The organism is Nocardia bhagyanarayanae (assembly GCF_006716565.1).
In the GTDB taxonomy this organism is placed as follows: domain Bacteria; phylum Actinomycetota; class Actinomycetes; order Mycobacteriales; family Mycobacteriaceae; genus Nocardia; species Nocardia bhagyanarayanae.
The window spans coordinates 5,005,134-5,026,578 of the sequence record NZ_VFPG01000001.1; the positions used below are offsets into that span (position 1 = coordinate 5,005,134).

Below are 21,445 nucleotides of genomic sequence, written 5' to 3' on the forward strand. Positions count from 1 at the left end.
GGTCATGTCCTTGGGGTCCCGGTGATGCCGCGCCAGCCCAGCGGCAGCTCGATTCGGCGGGCATAGAGGTCGTTGACGAGATCGGCGTAGGCCTCGTGGACTTGACCGAGGTGGAACCACGCCTCATGCCGCAGTTCGGGTTGCTCTTCGCTGGTGTGCAGCACCGTCCACCACGCCTCGGCATAGGTCTTGGCGACATGGCTGATCACTTCGCCGAGGGTGTGGGTGTGCTTGCGTGCGCCCGCCGCCGCGCGAGGCAGAACGAACACCGTCCACGAATCGATCTCACCGATCACTTCGCTGATCCGACTGCGCAACACCATCTCGTCGAAGTCCGCAGGCCGTCGAGCCGGATTGAGCCAACCGGTCAACAGCGTCGCGTGCAGGTCGCCCAGCTCGCGCGCCCACCCAATCAACGGCGAACCCGCTTGGTCATCGAGATGACCGGCGATCGCGGCCTGAAGATGGTCCGACGACAACAACGCGGTCGGATTGGTCGGCACGCCTTCCTCACAGCGCGACGGCCGCCGGTGCCTCCGACTCGCCTGCGCCGCGCCGCCCATCACCGTTCACCTCGGCATCCGACCGACAACGCGGTTGACTCGGGCGAGAGCTCCGAGGCCAACGTGCACCGGGTGAACGTGCGTCCCTGCTCGGTGTACCGGTCGGCCTGCGCGCACAGCGCGGACAGGGCTGGGCTGGGTTCATCGACTCGGGGGCGGGACTCGTCCAGCTCGACCACCAGGAGCCCGTCATCGCGTTGAAGCAGCCGGATGACACCATCCGCACCGCCTGGGCCGAACGCGACAACACCGACAGCTTCGGCCGCAGCCACGGCGTCGTTCACCAACGCCAGATACAACGCGTCAACCGGGGCCATCATCTCCGGCCAGCCACGGCGAGACAGCTCATACAGTGCATCGAGCCTGGCCACCGCCGGTATTGCTCCGACACGTGATTCGACGAGCACGCGCTCGCCTTGGCGTATTTCGGGGAAGCGGGCATCTTCGGAGTCGGTCAGCGGCGCGAGAAGGTCCCGGTCGACCGGCTCGAGGAAGTAGAGATCGGCGTTGGTAGTCCGGGTAAAGCGCTGGAGGACTGCCTGTCCGGACGGACCGAGACTGGTCAGATGTTGCCGTGACGGCACGATCAGGTGACCACCGGCCGCGCCCTCGATGGCGTCCATGATCTTCCACAGCGCTTGGGTGCGTGGAGAATCGGCGTCGAACACCCGTCGCAGGTCGATATCCCACGATCGAGCGACCTGGTGTAATCGCGTCATCACCGCAGCAGCCGGTTCTCGGCGATCAACCTCGGCGAGCATGTCCCGCAGTACCTGCTCCGGTGCTGTCGGCTCGATGATCACCTCACCGGAGCCGAAGCCGAAATAGTCCGCGTACTCGTGCATTGCGCGCCGAACGGCACCGCGTACCTGCATGGGCAGCAATTCCGAACGGGCATACCCGAACCACATGACAGCGAACCTCCTGCTAGTCGTCTTCGAGCCCAGCTGACAGAAGTGTGGCGGCCTGTGCCCACAACTCCGATGGCCCCGCAGTTGGCTGATTGAGCACCGCCCGCGCAGTAGCAGGAGCGAGAACCTCCGGGGTCGCGGACGCGCCAATCCCCGTTGCCGTTGCCGAGCTGGCACGGGGATCCGCTGTGATTGACGGTGACAGTGGCGTGTCGTGCATTCGAGGGCCTCCCTGTTTTGGGCACTCGGCGCGAAAGGACTTCCAGCCTCTCGGACCTGGCGTCGTCGTGGTTGGCCGATCAGGCAGCTGGACCGTCCAGCCGCTCTGGCGCTGCGGAAGGAAACCGAACGGCTCGCGCCGAGTGCTGATGACAGCCTGGCCTGCGGCGATACCAGGCGGAAGCCCTTTGCTGTGGACAAAGATCTTGTCCACAGGCGGTCGGCGATGGATGTGGGATCCTGGTCACGAAGGGAAGGCGACGCATGGATAGTGACTTCCAAACCGAGCTGTCAATTCGTGTGGCCGAGGCCCAGACGAACGCGCGGATCCCAAGCTTGACCGTGGCGGTCGGCCTTGGCGGAGTGCCGTGGGCAGTGGCATCGTCGGGATACGCCGACGTCGAGAACAGAGTGATGGCGGCCGGCGACAGCAGCTACAGGATCGGATCGATCACCAAAACGTTCACCGCAGCACTGGCCCTGCTGCTTGCCGATCGTGGCATTCTTCTGCTGGACAGCCCCGTTGCGCGCTACCTGCCAGCCGTACCATTCGGGCATCTCCCGCTACGCATGCTGCTGTCGCACACGAGCGGTTTGCAACGGGAGGCGCCTACCGATATGTGGAAGACCATGCGCGGACCGTCAGGGCATGATCTTCGCGAGATGTTCTCGCGTGTGGAGTCGGTGGCTGAACCGGGACAGCGGTGGCACTATTCCAATCTTGGCTACGCGATCCTGGGCCAGATCATCGAGTCCGTCACCAACCAGCCGTGCGAAACCCTGATCGAGCACACTTTGCTCAGCCCACTCGGCCTCAACCAAACCAGTTGGGAACAACCAGCGAACGCGGTCGTTGGGTACCGGCTCGATCCTTACATCGAGATGGTGCATCGCGAGCCGGTCATGGACCAAGCCGCCGTCGGCGTCGGAGGCCAAATGTGGTCCACAGCAGGCGATCTCCTGCGCTGGGGTCATGCGCTAGCCGGTGGCGAACCTACCGTTCTGCCAATCCCCGTTGTTGAACAGATGCAAACGCTCCAGGTCATGGTCGACACCGCCAACTGGACTCGAGGCTGGGGTCTGGGGTTGATCCTCGAACGACGAGGCGACCACATTTTCGCCGGACACACCGGCGCGATGCCGGGCTTCCAATCCGCCCTCACACTCGAGCGCGGTTCCGGACTAACCGTCGCCGTGTTGGCCAATGCCACACGCGGAATCAAACCCGCCGATCTCGCGGCCGAAACGCTGTGCCAGGCCATTGCCGCGCAACCGCCGAAGCCGGTTCGCGAATGGCAGGCTGTTCGCTGCCCCGAACACGTCCAACCGATCCTGGGCCGTTGGTGGTCGGAGGCCGACGAGATCGTGTTCCGCTGGGAACATGACGGCCTGCACGCCAGTCTGGCCGCCGATCCTTCCGCGAGCGACACCCGATTCAGTGCAGAGGGTCCCGGTCGCTTCCGAGCTGTGGAGGGTCGCCTCCAAGGCGAGCTGCTCGAGGTCGATGAGCTGCCCGATGGTATTGAAATGTACTGGGCCACTTATCCACTCACGCGCACGCCGCGATGAACCGCGCCAAACGGGCATTGGTCGTCGTCACCGCAGGATCGGGACAGCCATTCAATTTCAGTCCGATCGAGCGGAACATCCGCAATACCCTGGGGGTAATCGCCCCACTACCCACAGCGTTTATCGCCTGCTCCACCGATGTCGCCGCCGCCTCGAATTGACCCATGCGCAGCTGTGCCTCGCCCTGCTCGAGCAGCCAAATGGTTCGATTGCGCACGAAAATCGGCGCGCTGACCGAAGCTTGCTCCCGCAGCGAGTCAACGGCTTGGCCTGGCTGGCCGAGATCCAGCAGACATGACCCCCGATGCCCGGCCAACGCTGCCTCGTCGAAGACCTCCAGCCACACTGGATCGGGTTCGTCCTTGTGGTGCCTGGACAGTTCGGCTTCCGCCTGGACCAACATCTGGGTGCACAGTTCGGCTTCGCCCATCCTGGCGTGGGCGCGAGCAGCCATAGTCGAGACAAACGCCGCCAAACGTCGGTTGCCGCTGCGGCGTGCCCAGGCCAGCGCGCCATAGGCGCGTTCGGCGCCGCCAGCTGGATCACCAGACCAGATGCTCATGAACGCAGAATTCGGTCCGCCGATGAACGCCAACAAGTCCAACGCATCTGCCTGTTCGGCCGATTGTCGTGCGGTGGCGAAGGCCTTCTCTGCCAGTGAGACGCTACCGCGATCGAACAGCATCCAGCCTGACAGTTGGTGAGCTTCGGCGATCAGCCGCTGTACCCGCATTCGACATGCCCGGTCCGTCCGCGAGACAGCCTTTTGCGCGGCGTCGGCGTATGCGAGGACCTCCTCGAGCTGTGCTGCTGCCATCGTGTGATCCGCTGCGCGCACTTGCGTAAGCAGCTCGCGGAGAGTGGACTCGGCGGAGTCTGGCTCGAGCGCAACACGTCGCAGCGGGCACCTGGCGAGGTTTATGAATGGTGTTGCGAGCCGCGCGAGTTCACCACTGGCATCGAGGACACGGTCAAGTCGGTCGACCACGTCAGGCTGTGGACGGCGTTGCGCCTTCTCGATCCTTGCCAGCAAGTCATGGCTGATCAAAACCAGCGGTGCCAGCTGACGCAGTGATAGCCCAGCTTCGACCCGTCGACGGCGAAGTTCGGCGCCGAACAACGCTTCGGCTGTATCCCGTGGATCGAGTCGGCGAGTGGCTGGTCCCACGGCGCAATTATTGCCCTGGCGGACTCGACACACCAGAGAACGCGAGCGGTGCTTCTCATCGCTACACGGCAAGGGCATCGGTATCCGTGGGCGGCTCGGAACTTTTGCGCCACGGCTGCCGCCACCTGCATGTGGTTCTTGGACCTTATGTCTTCGGTCAAGTTGCAGCACGGTAACGGCTGCCTGCTGTCGCAAAGGTCGAGGACATCCCAGCCGCGATAAGCCAGGCAGATGAGGTGGCACGTGCGGTTCTTGGCAGCGGCGGCCGGGTCGGTACTCGCGACTCTGGGTGTGGCCGGGCACGTGATGAGCAGGAGTCTCGCCCAACTGATCTCAACCTTTGGTGGTCGTGCCGCGCGATTGCACCTACTGAATCATGAGGCAATGCGGCGCTAGGTGAAGCCGCGGCTGCAGCGGTTGGCCAGTGCGCAAGCCGCGGCGCTGACTGCCGGACGACGCGGGGAACCGCCGATCGGACATGGCGGGGCGCTGCGGACTTTGGGGGGTCGGCGGGTGCCCTGGTAGGCCTGCTCGATCACGTCGGTGACCGTTTCGGGGTGGCTCCCCAAGGGCGTCCAGCCATGGCCGCCTGCATCGACCGCGGCGGCCGTTCGGTCATCGGCATCGAGGAGGAAGCGACGGGCACGGCATTCACTGAAGTCGCGTCCCTCGGATGGATTACGAAGAATGAGTCGTTTACGTGCTCGGCTTCGAAGCGAGTCAAACCGTATATGTAGGAATGCGGCATCGAGATCCGCTCGGGGGAGCATTCTACGTTCGTGATTCGACCGAAATGGGGGACCGTCATCGCCGAGTTCGATCCCACCCGCGGAAGTAAGTGAGACGCCAGCCCCCGCCGCGTGCAGGACGAGTTTTATCGTCATGTGATCGCTTGAGAGGTGCCGCGTACTGTCCGCAACACTCGGAGTCGTGAAAGCGCCGCGGCTTGTGGGCAACTTGCCGCCGAAGGTTAACCCGTACGCCTCGGCTGAGCGGGCAGATGTGCGGTCCGGTAGGGGCGCGGGTCGATGACATCTACCGGAGATCGTTGTGCCAGTTCTGGGTGCGGGCGAGATGACGTGTGCCGACCCATTCCTGAGCGATGCGTCTGCCCGAGGTCAGCAGATCCGCTGCCGCGTCACGGTGCTCGGCAGGAAGCCAGCGGGTCAGCTCGTGAGCGGTGGCGTCGGTGCACGGCTTTTCAGCGCCGCGCCAGGATTTCCCGATAGCTAACAAGTCGGTGTAGAGACCAATCGCGGGAACGACCGGGATGTGCGCCTTTGCGGCGGCATCGGTGGGGATGAACAGGCCGCTCCTGTCGAGGTCGCCGAAGTAGCGGATTTCGGTGATCTCCTGATTGGCTTCGATGGCACGGACCGAGGCGATGAAGCTGGCGCCCAGGCCCCAGGCGACGTGCCCGACATTGTGGGTCGGCGGCATGTTCTCCACGATTGACCACCAGGTGGCGCTGTTCTCCACGACGATGAGCAGACTGCCGTCACCGACGCGGCGCAGTTGCCCTGCGTCCAGCTCGTCGAGTGGTTGATGGCTCAGCAGCGGCGGCGGTCTGGGAATGGCGCGCATGACTGCCAGCAGCCGGTCCTGGTCGCCGAACAGCGGCCCGGTTTTCCAGTCGTCGAGGGCCTTCTCGGGGAACGCGAAGTCGGTTTCGGTGCCGTAGGTCGCGAAGATTTCGAGGGCCCGCTCCCGAAACGGCACCGTGATCTGGTCGGGGTCGCTGAGCAACCAGCGGTTGATGGCTTGGTAGCGCTGGCGCCGCGCGTTGCCGGCCGTGGCCCACACTGCGGCCAGGTCGAATAGTTCGCGGTGCCAATGTGGTTGGGGCGGTACCGTGCTGGTCTTCTTAGCCGCGACAGCCGCGAGAGTGACCTTGAGTGGTAGCGCGACTTTCTCCTGGTCGGTCTTGGCCGAGCACGTGATGAGCCTCTGCGCGGCCAGCGCCTGCAGGCAGTCGCGGATCATGGTCGATCGGTCGGGATCTGCGCTGCGCGGGGTATATGCGCGGGCGAAGCATGTGCGAACGGTGTCGATTCCGACCGTGCGGCCGGTCGTCCTCAGCCAGCCGTTCGCGCAGGCGGTGGCGAGCAGCTGCTCATACAGCTGCGCAGCCAGGTCCTCGATGCGGCCGCTCATCGGTGGCGCTCGGGCAGCAGTGTGCGGGCGGCGGTGAGGATGCCGCCGCCATCGGCGTCGGGTAACTCGTCGAGAATCGCTTCGATGCGGGCGTCGACGGAGAGGTATTTGCGTCCGGCGCGTAGGTCGGCGTCATTGCGTAGCCGGATGATCAACGGGAACCCGCCGAGCGCTTCGGCGTCGAACAAGCCGGTGGTGTAGACCAGCTGCACCCCGAGCGCGGCGGCGACCCCTCGCTGCAGGTCTAGCAGATAGCCCGCCGAGGCGCGCCCGATCGGGTTGTCGAGGAACAACACTCCCGAGTGACGATGGTGCACGCGGCCTTGCTCGTTGGCGCGCAGCCCGGCCAGAGTGCAGTACAAAATGATCGCCGCGGTCAAATGCTGGCCGCCGGAGAACACATCTCGGACCTGCGCGATGCGGACCCGTTCGGTGCGCAGCGCCGCATCGGGTTTGAGGATTGTGACCTTGAACCCTTTGGGCACTGCGGCACGGACACTGCGCAGTACGATGCCGACGCCATCGCGTTTACCGTTGCCCAGATAGCGTTGTACCTCGTCGTCGAGTACCTGCCCGAGATGGTATTCGAGCAGTTCGCCTTCTGCGGGGGTGAACCCGATCCGCAGGAACTCATGACCGGCCCACGACTCGAGTGTGTCCGGCAGCTTCGAGAGCCGTTGCGCTGCACGCAATGTTCGCACCGACACATCGACGATGCTGCGCAGGTTGCCCAGGATCATGGCGCGGTGGCGATTGGCGTGCTCGAGGTCCTGGGCCAGCGATTTGACCCGTGGTGTGAGTTGCTCGATCCAGTCTGCTGCGTGCGCAGGCAGCTGCGCCTGCGCAACGCTGCGAATCTGGACGCGGACCGCACTGTCGAGGGATTCGAAGCGCGGCTGGGCGACGAACCGTGCCAGCCGGTCAGCCAGCCGACCCAGCGCGGCGACCTCATTCGCGCTTGTCTGATGCGCGGTCTGCTCGTGGCCGCGCAGTTCGTGGTAGCGCGAGCGTGCCTGCTCGACGTCGGCGGGGTAGGGCTGGACGCTGTCGGGATCGATCACCGGGCGGTCCTTGCCGGCGTAGGCCATCTCGACTATCGACTCGAACGCCGCAGCGACCGCGCGGGCCTCCTCATACTCACGCCGAACGGCGGCGAGTTCGGCGATCTTGGTGTCGTGGGCCTGGACGGCGATCGTGACCTGTGCGGCGGCGGTGTCAATGAGCTGGTGTGCGTGCTCGAGACTGATCGGATACCGCGAGGGTTCGAGCGGGGGATGCGGTGCTGGGAGCCGTTTCAGGTCGCTCTCACAGAAGCCGGTGTGTTTCTGCGCAGCCCCGAGTTCGTCGGTGACAGTGGCCAGTTCGGTACGTGCACGGGTGGTCGCGGTGCTGCGGGAGGCCGCGTCGGCGCCGGCGCCGGAATCGAGCAGCCCTGTCGCGGTCTCACGGACGTCGTTGGCGAGGTCCTCCCAATCCTGCTGGGCTTCTTCGGCCTGCCGGCGGGCGGCGTCGAGTTCTTTGAGCTGGTCATCGCCGACCTGGGCCTTGTCCAGGGCGCGTTGGGTGTGATGCAACCGGGCGCGCAGCACCGCCACCGGCTGATCGGGGACGGGATCGCCGACGTGAGCCTGGGTGTGGGCAGGGATTTCGGTGATGTCGGCTTTGGTGCGCTCGGCCAACGCACGGTGCTCGACCGCGCTGGCGCTGTGCGCTGTGCACGCGAGGTCGAGCTTTTCGATATCGACCGCGAGCTCGGCGGCTTTACGGCGGCGGGTGGCGGCGGTGTCGAGGTGTCGTTGGCGCTGGCGCTGCCATGTCAGGACCCGCTCGGCCCGCCCGGCCAGGTGTTTGAGCACTCGTGCACGTTCACGCAGGTCGTCAAGGTCCCCCCGGGCGCGGTGCAGGTCCTCGCGCAGCCGCTCAGCGGTCGCACGCAGCTGCTGCTGTGCGGTAGTGGCGGCCTCAACTGCGATGCTAGCGACGGACACTGCGGACATTGCGGACTTCACGGCCTGGTCGAGTTCGAGGATCTTCCCGGGAGGATAGTCGTTGCGCCACGCTGTGATTCGGGCGTGCAACTCGCTGTCGGCGTGGTAGCAGGCATCGAGGCCGCTCAGCTCTCCAAGGCGCAGGGCGTGCTCGGCGAGCAACCGCACCCGTTCACCCGCTGCCGCCGTGGGGTCGTATAGGGCGGGGTTGGGGGGCACCACGAATCCGGTCTCGGCGTCGATGCCCAGATCGAGGTGCGCGGCCACAGTTCGGTCGAACGATTGTGTGCTGGCCACGAACACGACACCGTTGGGACGGATAGGTGATTCGGTCAAGATCTCGCGGGCACGGTCGAGATCGGCCAAGTCGTTGAGGATCAACCCGCCAGCCAGATGCGGGAGCCGGCCCACGATCTCGCGGCGCACCGTCTCGTTGGGACGTACGGCCAGCAGATCCCAGCCGGTCCAGCACAGGATCTGGGCTTGCTCGAGTTGTTGGCACAGTGCGCGAAGCTCGTGTGGCGCCGTCAACAGCGCCTCGGGGTCTTCGCCCCAAGCGATGCGGGCAGGCTCGTCGGCGGCATCGGCGATCTTGATCGCGGTGCGTGCCCGGTCACTGTGATCTAGGGCGTTCAACAGCTGCTCGAGCAGCGTCTCGGCATCCAGATCCAGCACCACAGTGTCACTGTCGAGCAGTTCGGCCAGGCGGGGGAGGGCTTCGAGCTGACCGGCACTGTCGTGGGCGCGCTGTACGGCCCGCTGGGCAGTGTCGAGGCGGCCTTTGGTGACGGTGAGCTCGGTGCTGGCGACCAGTAGTTGTGCCCCTGCCTGGTCGATCTCGGTCTCGAGGTCGGTCAACCGGGCCTGGCTGGCCTCGACCGCGCCGGAGTGTTCTTCGACGCACCGGCCCGCCGCTACGGCTGCCGCGTCGAGACCAGTCCTCGACTCGATGAGCCCGTCTGTCTGTGCCGTCTCGAGCTCGGCGTCGACCTCGGCGATCAGGTTCGACAAAGAGGTGGCATGGGCGTCTTCGGTCGCAGCTTCCTCGACTGCGGTCTCCCACAACCGTCGCTGTTCAAGCATCTGACGCTTACAGGTGTCAGCGTCTCGTTGCTCGCGCTCGGCATCGGCGGTGGCGGCCTGCAGGATCACCAGCAGCGCTCGTGCCAGCGCTGCGCCTGCGTCGTCGCGGGCGTTCATCGCGGTGTGGGCGCGATTCTGCTGCGCGGCCACCACCGTCGCCAGGGCCGTAGCTTTCTCAACGGTGGAGCCGAGGCGGATCAGTGCCGGGATCGCCTCCCAGCCGCGCACTTTGAGCTCGGCCCGCTGTGCGCGGGCGCGCAGCGCCTTCTCATCAGTGATGGCCTGGTGCAGCCTCATCGAGGCCGCCGCGTGCACGAGCGCTCCATGTCTGGCTTGGGCGCCGAAGCTCGCGTGTTCGCTGGCGGCGACCTGGTCGACGAGGTGCTCGATCGCGGCGGCGTGCTGGTTATGCAGCAGTTTTTCCTGATCGGCGCGCGCGGCCACTTGCGCCAGGAACGCCTCGACATGTGTGCTCGCCCGGGCGGCCGCCGCTGCCGCTGACACCGTGAGGATGTGCTGGTGGGCCAGCGGATCCAAGCGCTCGAGCGTCTCGCTCAGGAAGACACGTTCGAGTTCGAGCTCCTCGCGTTGTCCGAGCTTGCTGGCGTGCTCAGCGATGGATTCGGCGATGTCGCGGCTTTCCTGCTGTGGCAGCACCGCCCGCAGCAGGAACTCGACGAACGCGTCATCGCTGGCGAACGTGAACGCGTCGGCGGCGGCGCCTTCGCCGGCGTTCATGGCGCGCTGATAGCTGAACAGTTCGGTATCAAGACCCAAGCTCGCCAACCGGTCGGACCATTCCTTGTGGACCTTGTAGGAATCCAGTTCCAGGTGCGGGTCCTCGGCGTCGAGGTTCTCGAGCCGGCGCCGGTAGGCCACGGCGTCGAGATTGTGGCCGTCCTCGGCAAAAGGCAGCGTGGTGATCTCGAGGCTGCCATGCGGGCGCAGGCTGTACCACAGCTCGGCGAGAGTGTCGGTGTCGGCGCCAGATCGCCAGTCGGAGACCTTCCCAGTCAGCAACAGCCGACCGGTCCGACTGTGCATCCACTCAAGGACCACGTGCGAGACGTCGTTGCGCGCCACGAAGTTCTCCAGCAGCTTGCTGTTTGTAGAGCCGACCACCTGACGGCGGCCCGGCAGCATCACCGAGAAGATCAGTTTGATCAGTACCGACTTGCCACCTCCGTTCTCGAGGAACAGGATCGTGGCCGGCGAGGGGCGGCGCAGCTCGGGCGCTCCGAGCATCAGTTGCTGCTCGCGAACCGGCTCTCCGGCCCCCGACAAGTTCAGCAGCACGTCTTCGTAGCGCGCGCCGACCGGGCCGACCGAGTACAGCCGCACCCGCGAAAGTTCATACATGACAGTGCTTCCCGTGGTCGCGTGCGAACAGATCAGTGGTCGGTGCGCAGCTGCAGCGACGGTGACCGCGCATCCAGCGACGGCACAACACCCAACGCCAGCAGCTCATCCAGCGCGGTCTGAGAAGCCAACTGCCGCACAAGGATCTGATAACGACCCGTGGTGCGGAACACCTCGTCGGATTGCTCCCCGACCGGCTGCAGCAACCCGCGATCGGCCAGCCAGCCCAATGCACGCCGGACCACACCGCGAGTGGTGTCGGCGTTGTGTCGGCCGTCCTTGGTCTCCGCGACCGATGGACGGCGCACATACACCCGCCACAGCCGCTCCAGCTCGAGCTCATCAGCGCCCGGATCGGAGAGGTCGCCGCGGCGTTCGGCGCGTTGTTCGAGCACCCGGCAGGTCTCGCGGACTACCGTGTCGACCAGTTCGACCGAGACCCGTCCCGGATAGAAGTCGTTGGCCAGGTCATCGGCACGCGGAAAGGCCAGCGCCGCGATCGCGAGATGCGCCAGACCGTGCAGGACCCGCTCGGTGTCGCGGCGCCCGGGCATTCTCGGGCTGGCGTAGTCCTCGAGTTTGAGTTCGAACACTGACCCCGCCTCGGCGGCAAGCACGATCCCGCTGCGCTGATCGACCTCCAACACCACCAGCCCTAGTCCCGCGGCCACGGCGGCGACCATCGCCGCGAACTCCTCCTCGTGACGATAGCGGTGCACGAGGTCGCGGTAGGCGGTGTCACGGGCGGGTACCTGCTTGCCTCGCAACCCCCACGCCACTAGTTGCGCGGCCTGCTCGGCATCGATTCTGTCGCCGACGCTCACCGGATCTCCTCATGCGCGGACTCGACGACGATGTCGTCGGATTCGGTCAATACCGCTGTGGTCAGCAGCAATTCATCACCCTCGATTCGGGCCACCGGCCCAGCCAACCCTGCACCGGTCGGTACGGCCACCACCACCAAGGAGTCGCGGCGCTGGCGCGCGTTCGTCAATGCGGGCGCTAGGGCATACAGGGCCCGCAACGCGAGCAGCACCGGCAGATCGTCATCGAAATCGGCGGCCTCGGCCAGCAGCGAGGTCAAACTCCGCACCCGCCCAGTCAGGTTCAGCAACTCATCGCTGCGCCGCCAATGCTCATCGGTGAACCGTGAATCATCCACGCGCGCAGCAAGATCAGGCACAACGACCGGGCGCGAGTCGTCGGGGGCATCGACCGGTGGCCGCAGCAATGTCGACACCAGCAACGGCAGCGACAACGCATCGGGCACTCCCACTCCTGACGCCGAGGAGAAAAACGCTGCCACCGGCGCGGCCGCTTGTGCCACCGACAACCCCAGCGCCGGCACCAGCAGCTGGCGATGCAGATTCATCGCCGACCGCTGCGGCGGGCCCGCGAACTGCTGGCGGTCCTGCTCGGCGCGGAACATCCCCCGCGCGGATTGCAGACGGTTCTGCAACTGGGTGTGACGGCTCAAGCAATCGCGCATGATCTCCACGAGTTCCGCGGCACGACGCTTCTGGACTGGGTCGTCGGTCTTGTCGCGGGTCTGGGCGATATTGCTCAAAATGCTGTGCTCGACCTCGAAGCGCTGCTCGATGTGACCCAGCGCCGTGTCGAGCAGAGCGGGCATTTCCTCATCCCAGTCGACCAGTCGCACGTCACGCCGGGTCGCTTCGAGGCGGTGCCGCAACTTTTCCCCGTACTGGACGGTGCGATAGCGGTGCTGTTCGGCTTCGAGGCGCGCGTCGGCGAGCAGCCCCCGGTCGATCAGATTCGCGAGTTTGACTTCGGCGGCGATCTGCGCGGACTCTACATCGGTATCCAATGCGCCGACCAGCACGTTGATCGCTTCGTCGGTAGCACGCAGAAAGATCCCGCCACGCGCACCGGGGACCTCGCGCAGCAAGTGGAAGGTGAACATCTTTCGCTGATAGGAGCCATCGGGCCCGATCTCCCCATACACCCGGTGAAAGCCACGATCGACGATCCCGACGTTGATCAGCTTCTCGAGCACCCACCGTGCCACCCGCCGATGCTCGGCCGAGCTACGCTCGCGAGCTTGGGCAGCCACGAACGGCAGTACCCGCTCGACCACCTCATCGTGTTTGGCACCGGTGTCGAAATCCATTGCCAGAGTGATCTGATCGATGGTGTGTATCGCGATCTCGGCCATCTGATAGACCGTTGCCTCGACCCAGTCGAGCCTGGACTTGTGCACATCCATCTCGTGCAACGGAGCCGTGCACGCCAGCGCTTTGAGCCGGCGGGTCAACCCGAGATCGGCGCTGGCCGAAGGCCCCAACCCGCGAATAAGCGGCTCGTGCGCGAACGCGGGCTGAGGTTGCGGATCGGCGAACATCGACAACGTCTGATCCGAATCGGCCCCCTCGCTGTGCTCTGTCTGCTTGTGCGGTGTCTGCTGTCGGCCCTCGTGGCTGGACGCACGAGCGTCTTCCCCCACCTCATCCACAGATAACCCCTTCTGCGAAGACAGCTTTCACCGGATCGCGTAGCTCGCTCAGCATAACTGGCCATCGCACCCGCAGTCCGGCGCGTGCTCAGCTGGCTAATGACCGAGCTCTGCACAGGTTCACTGACCGCCACGTCTTCCAAGCAGGCTGGTTGAGGTGGAAGAGGGAGGACCGATCAGCGGCTGAGGTCAGGCCGGGGTGCGTGCAGCGCGGAGGCGTCGTATTGCGCGCAACCGTGGTCCCGGGATCGCATCCAATTCGTCGCCGCCGACTATTCCAATTTCCGACAGGTGCCGGTCGTCACGGGTTCCGTAGCCATTGGCTGCTGCCCAACGTGATCCGATATCCTTGAACTCGGTCTCATCCGAGCGTCGGCGCAGCAACCAGTACCGTCCGTATGACTGCAAGGGAACGGTTTCGGGCAGGGAGAAGTAGACCGAGTCGAGTAGGTGTGACACCGGGGACTGCTCCGATACCGGGACCACGATCACCCCCAGATTCTCGTCCAAGGTCGACAGGTCGACCGACACGGCAGTGCGATCCACTTCCGCCCGGGCTGAGGCAACGATCTCGGAAGCCTCCTCCGGCGAGACATGTTCGCGCTCGAGCGACCTCGTCACCGGGGCCATGACGGCGTCGGTGGTCGATGCCACAACCCGGGCGCGCGCGACCGCGCGGCTGTATTCCTCGACCGCGGCCCCGCCTCGGTATTCGCGGGGCTGTAGAACACTTGTGCGCGCGTGCTCAGCATGTAAAAGAACCCGCCGGTGACCGCGGTTGTGTACACCACCATGAAAACGGCGAACAAACCCTGAATCCACCCCGCGGTCATTCCGGTGGCGCCACCGAGGGCCAGTTCACACAACCCGAGCAGCAAGGCGATTATCCACAGCGGATTGCTTACGGCGGGAGTTGCGGTTTCACCGACCATCACCACAGCGTAGGGCGCAGCGAACCGGCGCGCAGTGAATCGCGAAATCTATTGTAACACACGCGCTTCTGTGACCATGGCCAACTATCGTGGGCCCGGGGAATTGGTGTCGAGTCGGGTCGATGTGCACCGCTCGACGCCGAGGCGGATCGGCCGGAGCATCGAGGCTCGCCGTGTTATCGGTGTGCTGGAGCCTGGGCGCGGCGTTGGTTCGGCCTGTCTGGATTTGTCCGCCGAACTCGACAGATGTGATGGTGCGCAGCGTTTGACTACGACGTTGGACACCGAGCCGTTGGGCCGATTTCGGCGGCGGGAGTCCTTCGAGCGACGCGGTTTCGCTGCCGACGCGTGCAGCGCACGGCACATGAGCAAGCCATGTGTACCCGGCAGGATGACGTTGGAGTCCGCCTGCGGATCGATCCTCGGGCCCGGTCACAGATCCGGGTCGATGGCGTAGCCGCTGGGAGCTTCGGTTGGTGCGTGCTCGATTTCGGTGTCGAACGCGGTGGGCTGGTGCCGATTGCGGAGTCTGGACTCGTGGTCGCGGCGTGTGGGGTCGAGTTGTGTACGGCGTTGTTGCTCGGCGCGGAGTTGGCGGAGCTCGTGGTCGATGTCGTCGACTTCGGTCGGGAGGACGTTGCTCGCAGCAATTGGCATGGATTGGTGGAGCACGGTTGCCCAGGTCTCGGGTGGTCCGGCGAGGCGGACAGCTCGTTTGTGGGTGTGGTGGGCGTGTTGGCGTGCGGTGGTGCGGGCTCGGAGGAGTCGTTGGTGGCGTGTGGTGGTGTCTTGGAGGGCTAGTTGGAGGTGTTCGCGTTCGTGGTGATGGTGTGTGGGTGTGGCGTCGAGCGCACGCTGTTGTCGGTCGAGTTCGGCGGCGGCTTCACTCATGGCGTGTTCGGCGTTGTCGCGCCGACGTTCTGCTGTGCGAGCGGCTTGGATTGCTTTGCGAACGGCGTCATCGTTGTCGGTGGTGTCGGGGTTGGTGGGGGTGTAGAGGAAGGCGTCGGTGGATGCGAGGGTGAGTTGTTGCTCGAGTTCGTTGATGCGTTGAGTGAGTTCCTGGTCGGTCAGGCGGCGTAGTGGGTGGTGTTTGGGGTGGTTGTCGATCCAGGTGAGGATCGCGATGCGGTCGCTCAGGGTCACTGCGGTGCGCCAGTCGCGTTTGAGCAGCGCGGTGACGTGCTCGGGCGGATTGATGGATGCGATGTGGTCGCAGCGGGCGGTGATGTAGTCGCGGGGGTCGTGATCGGGGATGCCGGGCTTGTCGTCGTCGCGGCATTCGAGGCATAGGCCGTCGTCGCTGCGGCGTTTCGGGGGTCGGATCTCAGTGGCGGAGCGGTCGATTCCGCATTCCACACACGGCAGCGCGCGGTCACGGCGCACCGTGAGCTTGTCGTAGTCGGGCGGGTCGGAGTCGGCGAGGCGGTCTTCCCATCGAGCTTTTGTGTCGTAGTGGTGAGGTGCGCCGCTGCCGTCAGTCGGTAGGTGGTCGGGCTGTTCGTCGACGTGAGCGCGGTGGTCGAAGTAGTGCTGGCTGTGCTGTTGGGTGCCGATTTCGGTGCTGGTACGGGATTCGCGGCGGCGGGTGGGGTCGACGCGGCGAGCGTGCGGCTGGACGGGCTGATGCGACTTTGGAGTGTCGGGCTGGTGGGTGCGGGGGTCGGCGGTTGGGGTGCAAGCATGGATGAGGTCGGCGTGTTTGGGGTGGCGGTATTGGGCGGCCCAGGTCAGTCGTGCGACCGCGTTGGGGTACGGGTAGCGGTAGAGGGTGTCGGCGATGCGGGTGAGGATGTCGCGTTGTTCGTCGGATAGTCGTGTGGTCAGGGCAGTGAATTGTGCGCGCGCATCGGCGATTCGTCCGTCGCGGAACAGTGTCGCGATCTCGCCGAGGACATCCTGGTGCGGGATGGCCGATGCATGGCCGGGCCTTGGTGTGTTGGTGGAGGCGGGTGTTTCAAGGTGCTGATGGTCGTCGGTGGAGGTGCGTTCGGGGTTTTCTGGGGCGGGTTCGGCGGTGGCGGGGTCGGGCATGGGTGGTTCCTCGGGCGGGGTTGGGGTGTGGAGATCGGTGCGGGTGAGGATTTCGACGCGCCAGGTGAGGGCGGTGGCGAGTTGGTGAGGGCGTAGCGGCGGGGTGTCGTGGCCGGTGGTGGTGAGCAGCAGTTCGTGGGCGGTGTAGAGGAGTTCGGTCGGGCTCCAGCCGTGGCGGGTGGCGGTGTCGATGGCGGCGACCAGGCGCGGCCAGGCAGGGTCGTTGAGGACATGCTCGGCGTTCTCGGCGCCGAGCACGGTGGTTAGGTGTGTGGTCCAGTCGGGGCGCAGCGGCGCCGTGGTGGTGTCGAGGCTGGCGGGTTCGATGTGCAGTCGCGCCCATAACGCGGTGGCGGGCAGTTCGTCGGGTAGGGGGCGTTCGAGGGCGGCGGTGGTTAGCATGTCGGTGATGGGTAGGCCGGATCGGGCTGCGGTGTCGATCTTTTCGGCGATCGATGGCCAGAATGGGTCGCTGGTGAGGCGGGGGTTGATACTGTGTGCGAGGGGCTGCCAGCGGGCAGACGGCCGGTTCGGGTCGCCGATCGCGGCGCGCACGCGCTCGTCGAGGCGCTGCTGATGGTGGCGTTCGAGGACAGGGAAGCGGCGTGGGCCGGTCGGGTTCAGGTCGTCGTCGGGCACATGTAGGGCGGCACGCCACACGGCGAGATCGGCCAAGAGTTCTGGCTTGGTGTCGAGGAACGGGCGCGCCCAGACGGGCGCGGTGGCCGGCGTCCACGCCCGTGCGGCGACGGAAATCTGTTGCGCCAGTTCAGTGACGACGTGGCCGCGGGCGGTGATGTGGGCGAGTTCGGGGCTCGTGTTGTCGAGGTCGCGGGGTAATACGCGCGTCCAGGGCAGGGGACCGGCGCGTCCGGAGTGCGCGCCGGAGGTGTCCAGCCTCCAATCGAGCACCGCGGCAGGGTCATCGGCGCTATCCAACTCACGCGTGGCCGCCGCGGTGCGCAGGGCGGTGATGGGGTCGGTTCCGGTGAGCGCGAGCAGGGCGAGGTGCCCGCGCAGGACCGGGTAGGCCGGGGCGTGGGTGAGGCCGAGGTGGATGGCTTCGGCGGCGGTGTCGATCGCGGCGAGTGTCTCGGGTAGGACGGTGTGTTCGGCGTAGAGGGAGATGGTGTCGAGGTAGATGTCGAGGGCGCGGCCGAGCCGCCGTCGGGGGTCGAGCGCTTCGCGCAGGGTGGTGTGGGCCGATTTCGCGCGCCGGTCACGGCCCAGGATGCGGATCAGGGCCTCGACCGCGGTGCGCGGGAATGCGGCGGCGAGCGTGTATTCCTCGCCTTTACCGCCGCCCAGGGCCGTCGCGAGGTAGAGGTGGTTGGCGTAGCGGCCGCGGGTGAGAGCGACGTAAAGCTGTTGACGCGATTCGGTTCCGGTGAGCGCGACATGACAGGTATCGGTGGTGATGCCTTGCGCGGAGTCGATGGTGGCGGCGTAGCCGAGGTCCACGTGGGCGGCCACATACTTCGCAGACAACACGACGTGTAGGTCGGTGTCGCGGCCGGAACGCCGGTGGGTGGCGGTGATACTGCCGTCCGGATGGACGGCGGTGACGGTCCAGGTGTAGCCGTTGCGCACCCAATCCCGGTCGCCGAGGCGGAGTTTCGAGTTGTTGAGGCGGGTGCGGATGATGTCGCCGAGCGAGGCGTGACAGCCGTCGGCGAGTACGCATTCGGGCCCAGGCGCTGTGGTGGTGCGGGCGAGTCGGTCGGCGCGGGCGCGGGTGTTGAGCGCGGTGACCGCTTCGCGGGTGGCGGCGAGCATGATGGTGTCGCGCCCGGCGGTGTGGTCGGTGTGCCAGGCGGTGTAGGTGTCATCGAGGCTGGTTCCTCGGTGCCCGGCGTGCACGCGGCCGTGGTCGAGGTACCAGCCCAGTGCCGCCGGATCACCCGCACGCACACCCAAACTCGCCGTCGCTTCAAGATCGTCGGCGAACCGGACCACATGTGTCAACGTCAAGTCGGGTTCGGGGCAGGCGTCGGCCATGTCGGCATACGCGCCGCCGGCCTCTATCGCGGGGAGTTGGTGTTCGTCACCGATGCAGCGCACCGTCGACCCCGCCGCGTCGAAAAACTTCAGCAACTGCAAACGTTTCCGATCGGAGAGCAAGATATGTTCATCGACAATGACCAGGGTGTCGGGCCCGACTTCGCGGACCCATTCCGGTAGAGCGGGCGGGTGTTCGCGGTGCAGCGCCGGATTGTCCGGTCGCGGGGTGTGTTCGTTGAGGACGTGTAGGAGACGGTCGACGGTCTCAGCGCGCGCACCGATCGACTCGCTCAGCACCCCGGCCGCGGACGCGGTGGGGGCCAGGCCGAGGACCGTTCCGCCGCTGTCGTGCCAGGCGTCGGTGAGCACGTTCATGGCGGTCGTCTTGCCGGAACCGGCGGGTGCGTCGGCGGTCCGGACCCGCAACGTCGAGGTGGCGAAGGCTTCGATGATGGCGATCTGGCCCGCGAGCAGGGGACGGTCGGCGTTGGCTCGGGTGTAGCGGTCGATCGCGGCCGCGACCGTCTCGAGGGTCAGGGTGCGGGCGCCGGTGCGAACCGACAGCTCCACCAGCTGCGCACCTACTGCCAACACGTGTGTGCTGGTGTAGATCTGCGACCCCGCCGCGACGTGCACACCGATGCTGTCGGCACGCCGGAAAACCGCAGGCATTTCCCGAATTTCGGGAGCGATCACCGCGTCAGGATCACCCAACGCGATCACATCTTCTGCCGACAGGACAGCATCTTCGACAGCCTGCGAAACCCTTGCCCACTCGTCGATACCGAGTATGCCGCGGACCTGCCGCTGCACCTCGGCGACGACATGGTGACGTTGCCATGTCGACCGCCGCGCCGATACCGCCTCGAGCACACTGGCGGCTTTTGCCGCAATCCACGCCGGTGTCACCACCGGGCACATGACCCGGGCAGCGTTGAGGACGCAAGTGATCATGGCCGCGAGGGCTTCTCGGCTGCCGAGTTCGTCAACGGCTTCAGCGCGCCAGAAGGCGCGTTCCTCGGCGCGGGTGCGTTGGAATTGTTTGGCCGGACGGGTTGCCAATGTGGCGCGTTCGGCGAGCTCGAACACCTCACCAGCGGTGGGTTCGCGGCCCAGCGCGCGCTGGAAATCGGTGGTCAACTGATCCAGACGGGAGACGATCGCGGCGTCGCGACGCGACCAACGGCGAATCAAACTGTCGGGCACGCCGACCATTTCGCGTATCGGAGGATCGGTTCCGGGCCGGTCTGCGAATACCACCCCGACCAAGTCGAGAAGGTGATGCTCGAGGCGGGTGTTGTAGATTTCGCTGACCGCGACCACCGATTGGTACAGCACGGTCCCGTCCACGGTGCGCCACTGGCCTGCCGCCGGACCCTTCCGCACCCGCACCCGGTTGGCGATCGGAACGTGGGAATGCAGGGCTGGGTCGCCGGCACGACTGGTGCGGTGATCGAACACCATCGCCACCACGCCATCCACTTCGACTTGGCGAATCCCGTTGCGCCCCAACCGCGTGTAGATGCCGTTGGCCTCCAACCAGGCGATCGCGTCGGCCACCGCACGCCGATGCGCGAGCTCGATCTTGTCCGAGATGTGCTTGGGTGCGACCGCCCACAGCGCCGATACCGACTTCACCGGCGAGAAACAGATGTCGAACCCCGCCACCGCGACCGCTCGCGGGCGCACCGCCTGCGCCACCCACGCCGACAGTTCCCGCTCATCCAACGGCGCCCGCCCGTACTGCTCGTCAAACATTTCGGTCGCGACATCAGTGCGAATACGCGACCGATCCTGCTCGGAAACCTCGGCATCGACGTGGAAACCGCGCTCGATATTGTGCGCGGCGAACGCCATTCCGCACCGTTTTCGATAGTCGGTTGCGTCGGGATAGATACGAAAAGGGTTTCCCAACAGTGCCGCATCCTGAGCCCAACGGCGCGCGTCTTTTGGCTTCGCGCCCTTTCCAATCTGCTCATCGAAGACCCGTTCTTCGACCAGATCGGCGTTCGGATGCACACCGACACCGAGCAGATTCCGCATCTGCTCCTCGGTGACTTTCTCACCAGCAGCGATGCCGAGGGCGGGGAGACCCGATCCGAGCCAGCGTCCGGGGGCTTCGCCACGCTCAGAGTAGTAGTCGGCCAGCGACGTTCGGCCTCGGCTGGGGTCGTCGTGGGCAGCGACCCTGCGTAGGTAATACAGGTAACCAGTCCCTGCCACGATTTTATGGATCGTCGCAGTCACGCCACCATTAAGCATCGGTGAATGGCAGAAGGAAAGGAGATTTTGGGATGCTGTGAACGTCTGAAAAGTAAAACACGCTGGTCGTTATTGGAAAGTTATCCTCGATGCAAGAGGTCTGTGAAAAGGAGGGCGAGAGGAGAGGGGGTGACTGATGGATGGCGAAGCGTTGGGTTGTGGAGATGCGATGAGAGTGCGGTGGCTGGAAAGCGTGGGTGGAAGGTGGATTCGGGGGTGATGGCGATGGCGAGAGACCGGGACCGTGCTGCGCGGTCCCGGTCCGGCCAATATCGGGATCGGTCAGACGCTGGGAGCGGGGATCGACATCCAGCCCACCGACGCGCAGGCGTAGTAGCGGTCATTGAGGGCGACGACGTCGCCGACCGACAGCGAGCGCAGTCGCTTCGCCGTCCAGGCGTCGGCGTGGTGCTGATCGTCGGGATGGACGGGATGGTCGTTGAACGCGGCGAAGACTCGTTCGAGTAGAAGCTGATCTGATCCGGTGGTCGCGGCGGGGAGGGTGTAGTGGTAGGCAAGGGCCAGTCGCGCGCCCGGGAGGTAGCCGGAGAGCAGGGCGTCGGAGTCCTGGTTGAGCAAGACGGTGACGGTCAGCGTGGGTCCGGGTGTCAGCCATCGCTGGAGGGCGCGAAGAACCTGGCGGGCGTGAGGCATCGGGGGACGGTGCATGCGGGGCCTCCTGGCGAGATCAGGGTGGGGGCCGGTCCGCCGCGGGAGCGAGTCGCCGCG

Annotated in this window: 12 protein-coding genes and 1 pseudogene; 2 read left to right on the forward strand and 11 right to left on the reverse strand. The window is 65.7% G+C overall.

Annotated elements, in window-relative coordinates:
• Positions 1 to 2: 2 nt before the first annotated feature.
• Both FB390_RS21650 and FB390_RS21655 read right to left on the reverse strand, forming a co-directional pair.
• The gene (locus tag FB390_RS21650) at positions 3 to 563 is read right to left on the reverse strand and encodes a hypothetical protein (RefSeq protein WP_141810582.1); all 561 of its coding nucleotides are present in this window, start codon (positions 561 to 563) and stop codon (positions 3 to 5) included.
• On the reverse strand, positions 563 to 1,447 hold the full coding sequence (locus tag FB390_RS21655; RefSeq protein WP_141810583.1) for a hypothetical protein: 885 nt from the start codon (positions 1,445 to 1,447) through the stop codon (positions 563 to 565). Before FB390_RS21655 ends, FB390_RS21650 begins: the two co-directional genes overlap by 1 nt.
• 510 nt (positions 1,448 to 1,957) lie before the next feature.
• Between FB390_RS21655 and FB390_RS21660 the strand changes: the two genes are divergently transcribed.
• Complete coding sequence (locus tag FB390_RS21660; RefSeq protein ID WP_141810584.1) at positions 1,958 to 3,262, forward strand: serine hydrolase domain-containing protein; 1,305 nt, start codon at positions 1,958 to 1,960, stop codon at positions 3,260 to 3,262.
• Here FB390_RS21660 and FB390_RS21665 read toward each other — a convergent pair.
• Positions 3,243 to 4,508 carry a helix-turn-helix domain-containing protein gene (locus FB390_RS21665; RefSeq protein WP_141810585.1) on the reverse strand — a complete coding sequence of 422 codons (1,266 nt, stop codon included), beginning with the start codon at positions 4,506 to 4,508 and terminating at the stop codon, positions 3,243 to 3,245. The two genes, FB390_RS21660 and FB390_RS21665, sit on opposite strands and share 20 nt — an antisense overlap.
• Positions 4,509 to 5,272: 764 nt before the next feature.
• Here FB390_RS21665 and FB390_RS34350 point away from each other — a divergent pair.
• Positions 5,273 to 5,404 (forward strand): annotated as a pseudogene (locus tag FB390_RS34350) (23S rRNA (adenine(2503)-C(2))-methyltransferase RlmN); the annotation flags it as partial.
• Positions 5,405 to 5,465: 61 nt separating this feature from the next.
• On the opposite strand, the gene FB390_RS21670 reads toward FB390_RS34350, so the two are convergent.
• The 8 genes from FB390_RS21670 to FB390_RS21700 all read right to left on the reverse strand — a co-directional run bounded on the left by FB390_RS21670 (position 5,466) and on the right by FB390_RS21700 (position 21,370).
• Complete coding sequence (locus FB390_RS21670) at positions 5,466 to 6,584, reverse strand: Wadjet anti-phage system protein JetD domain-containing protein (protein WP_141810586.1); 1,119 nt, start codon at positions 6,582 to 6,584, stop codon at positions 5,466 to 5,468.
• Positions 6,581 to 11,014: a coiled-coil domain-containing protein gene (locus tag FB390_RS21675; RefSeq protein WP_141810587.1), complete on the reverse strand. Its 4,434-nt coding sequence runs from the start codon at positions 11,012 to 11,014 to the stop codon at positions 6,581 to 6,583. Before FB390_RS21675 ends, FB390_RS21670 begins: the two co-directional genes overlap by 4 nt.
• Before the next feature lie 32 nt (positions 11,015 to 11,046).
• A complete protein-coding gene (locus FB390_RS21680) occupies positions 11,047 to 11,697 on the reverse strand; it encodes a hypothetical protein (RefSeq protein WP_221639337.1) in 651 nt (216 codons plus the stop codon).
• A gap of 137 nt (positions 11,698 to 11,834) precedes the next feature.
• A complete protein-coding gene (locus FB390_RS21685; protein ID WP_221639338.1) occupies positions 11,835 to 13,487 on the reverse strand; it encodes a hypothetical protein in 1,653 nt (550 codons plus the stop codon).
• Positions 13,488 to 13,676: 189 nt separating this feature from the next.
• A complete protein-coding gene (locus FB390_RS21690; protein WP_185757121.1) occupies positions 13,677 to 14,117 on the reverse strand; it encodes a hypothetical protein in 441 nt (146 codons plus the stop codon).
• The gene (locus FB390_RS33640; RefSeq protein WP_185757122.1) at positions 14,105 to 14,419 is read right to left on the reverse strand and encodes a hypothetical protein; all 315 of its coding nucleotides are present in this window, start codon (positions 14,417 to 14,419) and stop codon (positions 14,105 to 14,107) included. Before FB390_RS33640 ends, FB390_RS21690 begins: the two co-directional genes overlap by 13 nt.
• Positions 14,420 to 14,851: 432 nt before the next feature.
• A complete protein-coding gene (gene mobF, locus FB390_RS21695; RefSeq protein ID WP_185757123.1) occupies positions 14,852 to 20,701 on the reverse strand; it encodes a MobF family relaxase in 5,850 nt (1,949 codons plus the stop codon).
• Between the two features lie 297 nt (positions 20,702 to 20,998).
• Positions 20,999 to 21,370 (reverse strand): hypothetical protein, encoded by a 372-nt coding sequence (locus tag FB390_RS21700; protein ID WP_141810591.1) that lies wholly within the window; start codon positions 21,368 to 21,370, stop codon positions 20,999 to 21,001.
• Positions 21,371 to 21,445 lie beyond the last annotated feature (75 nt).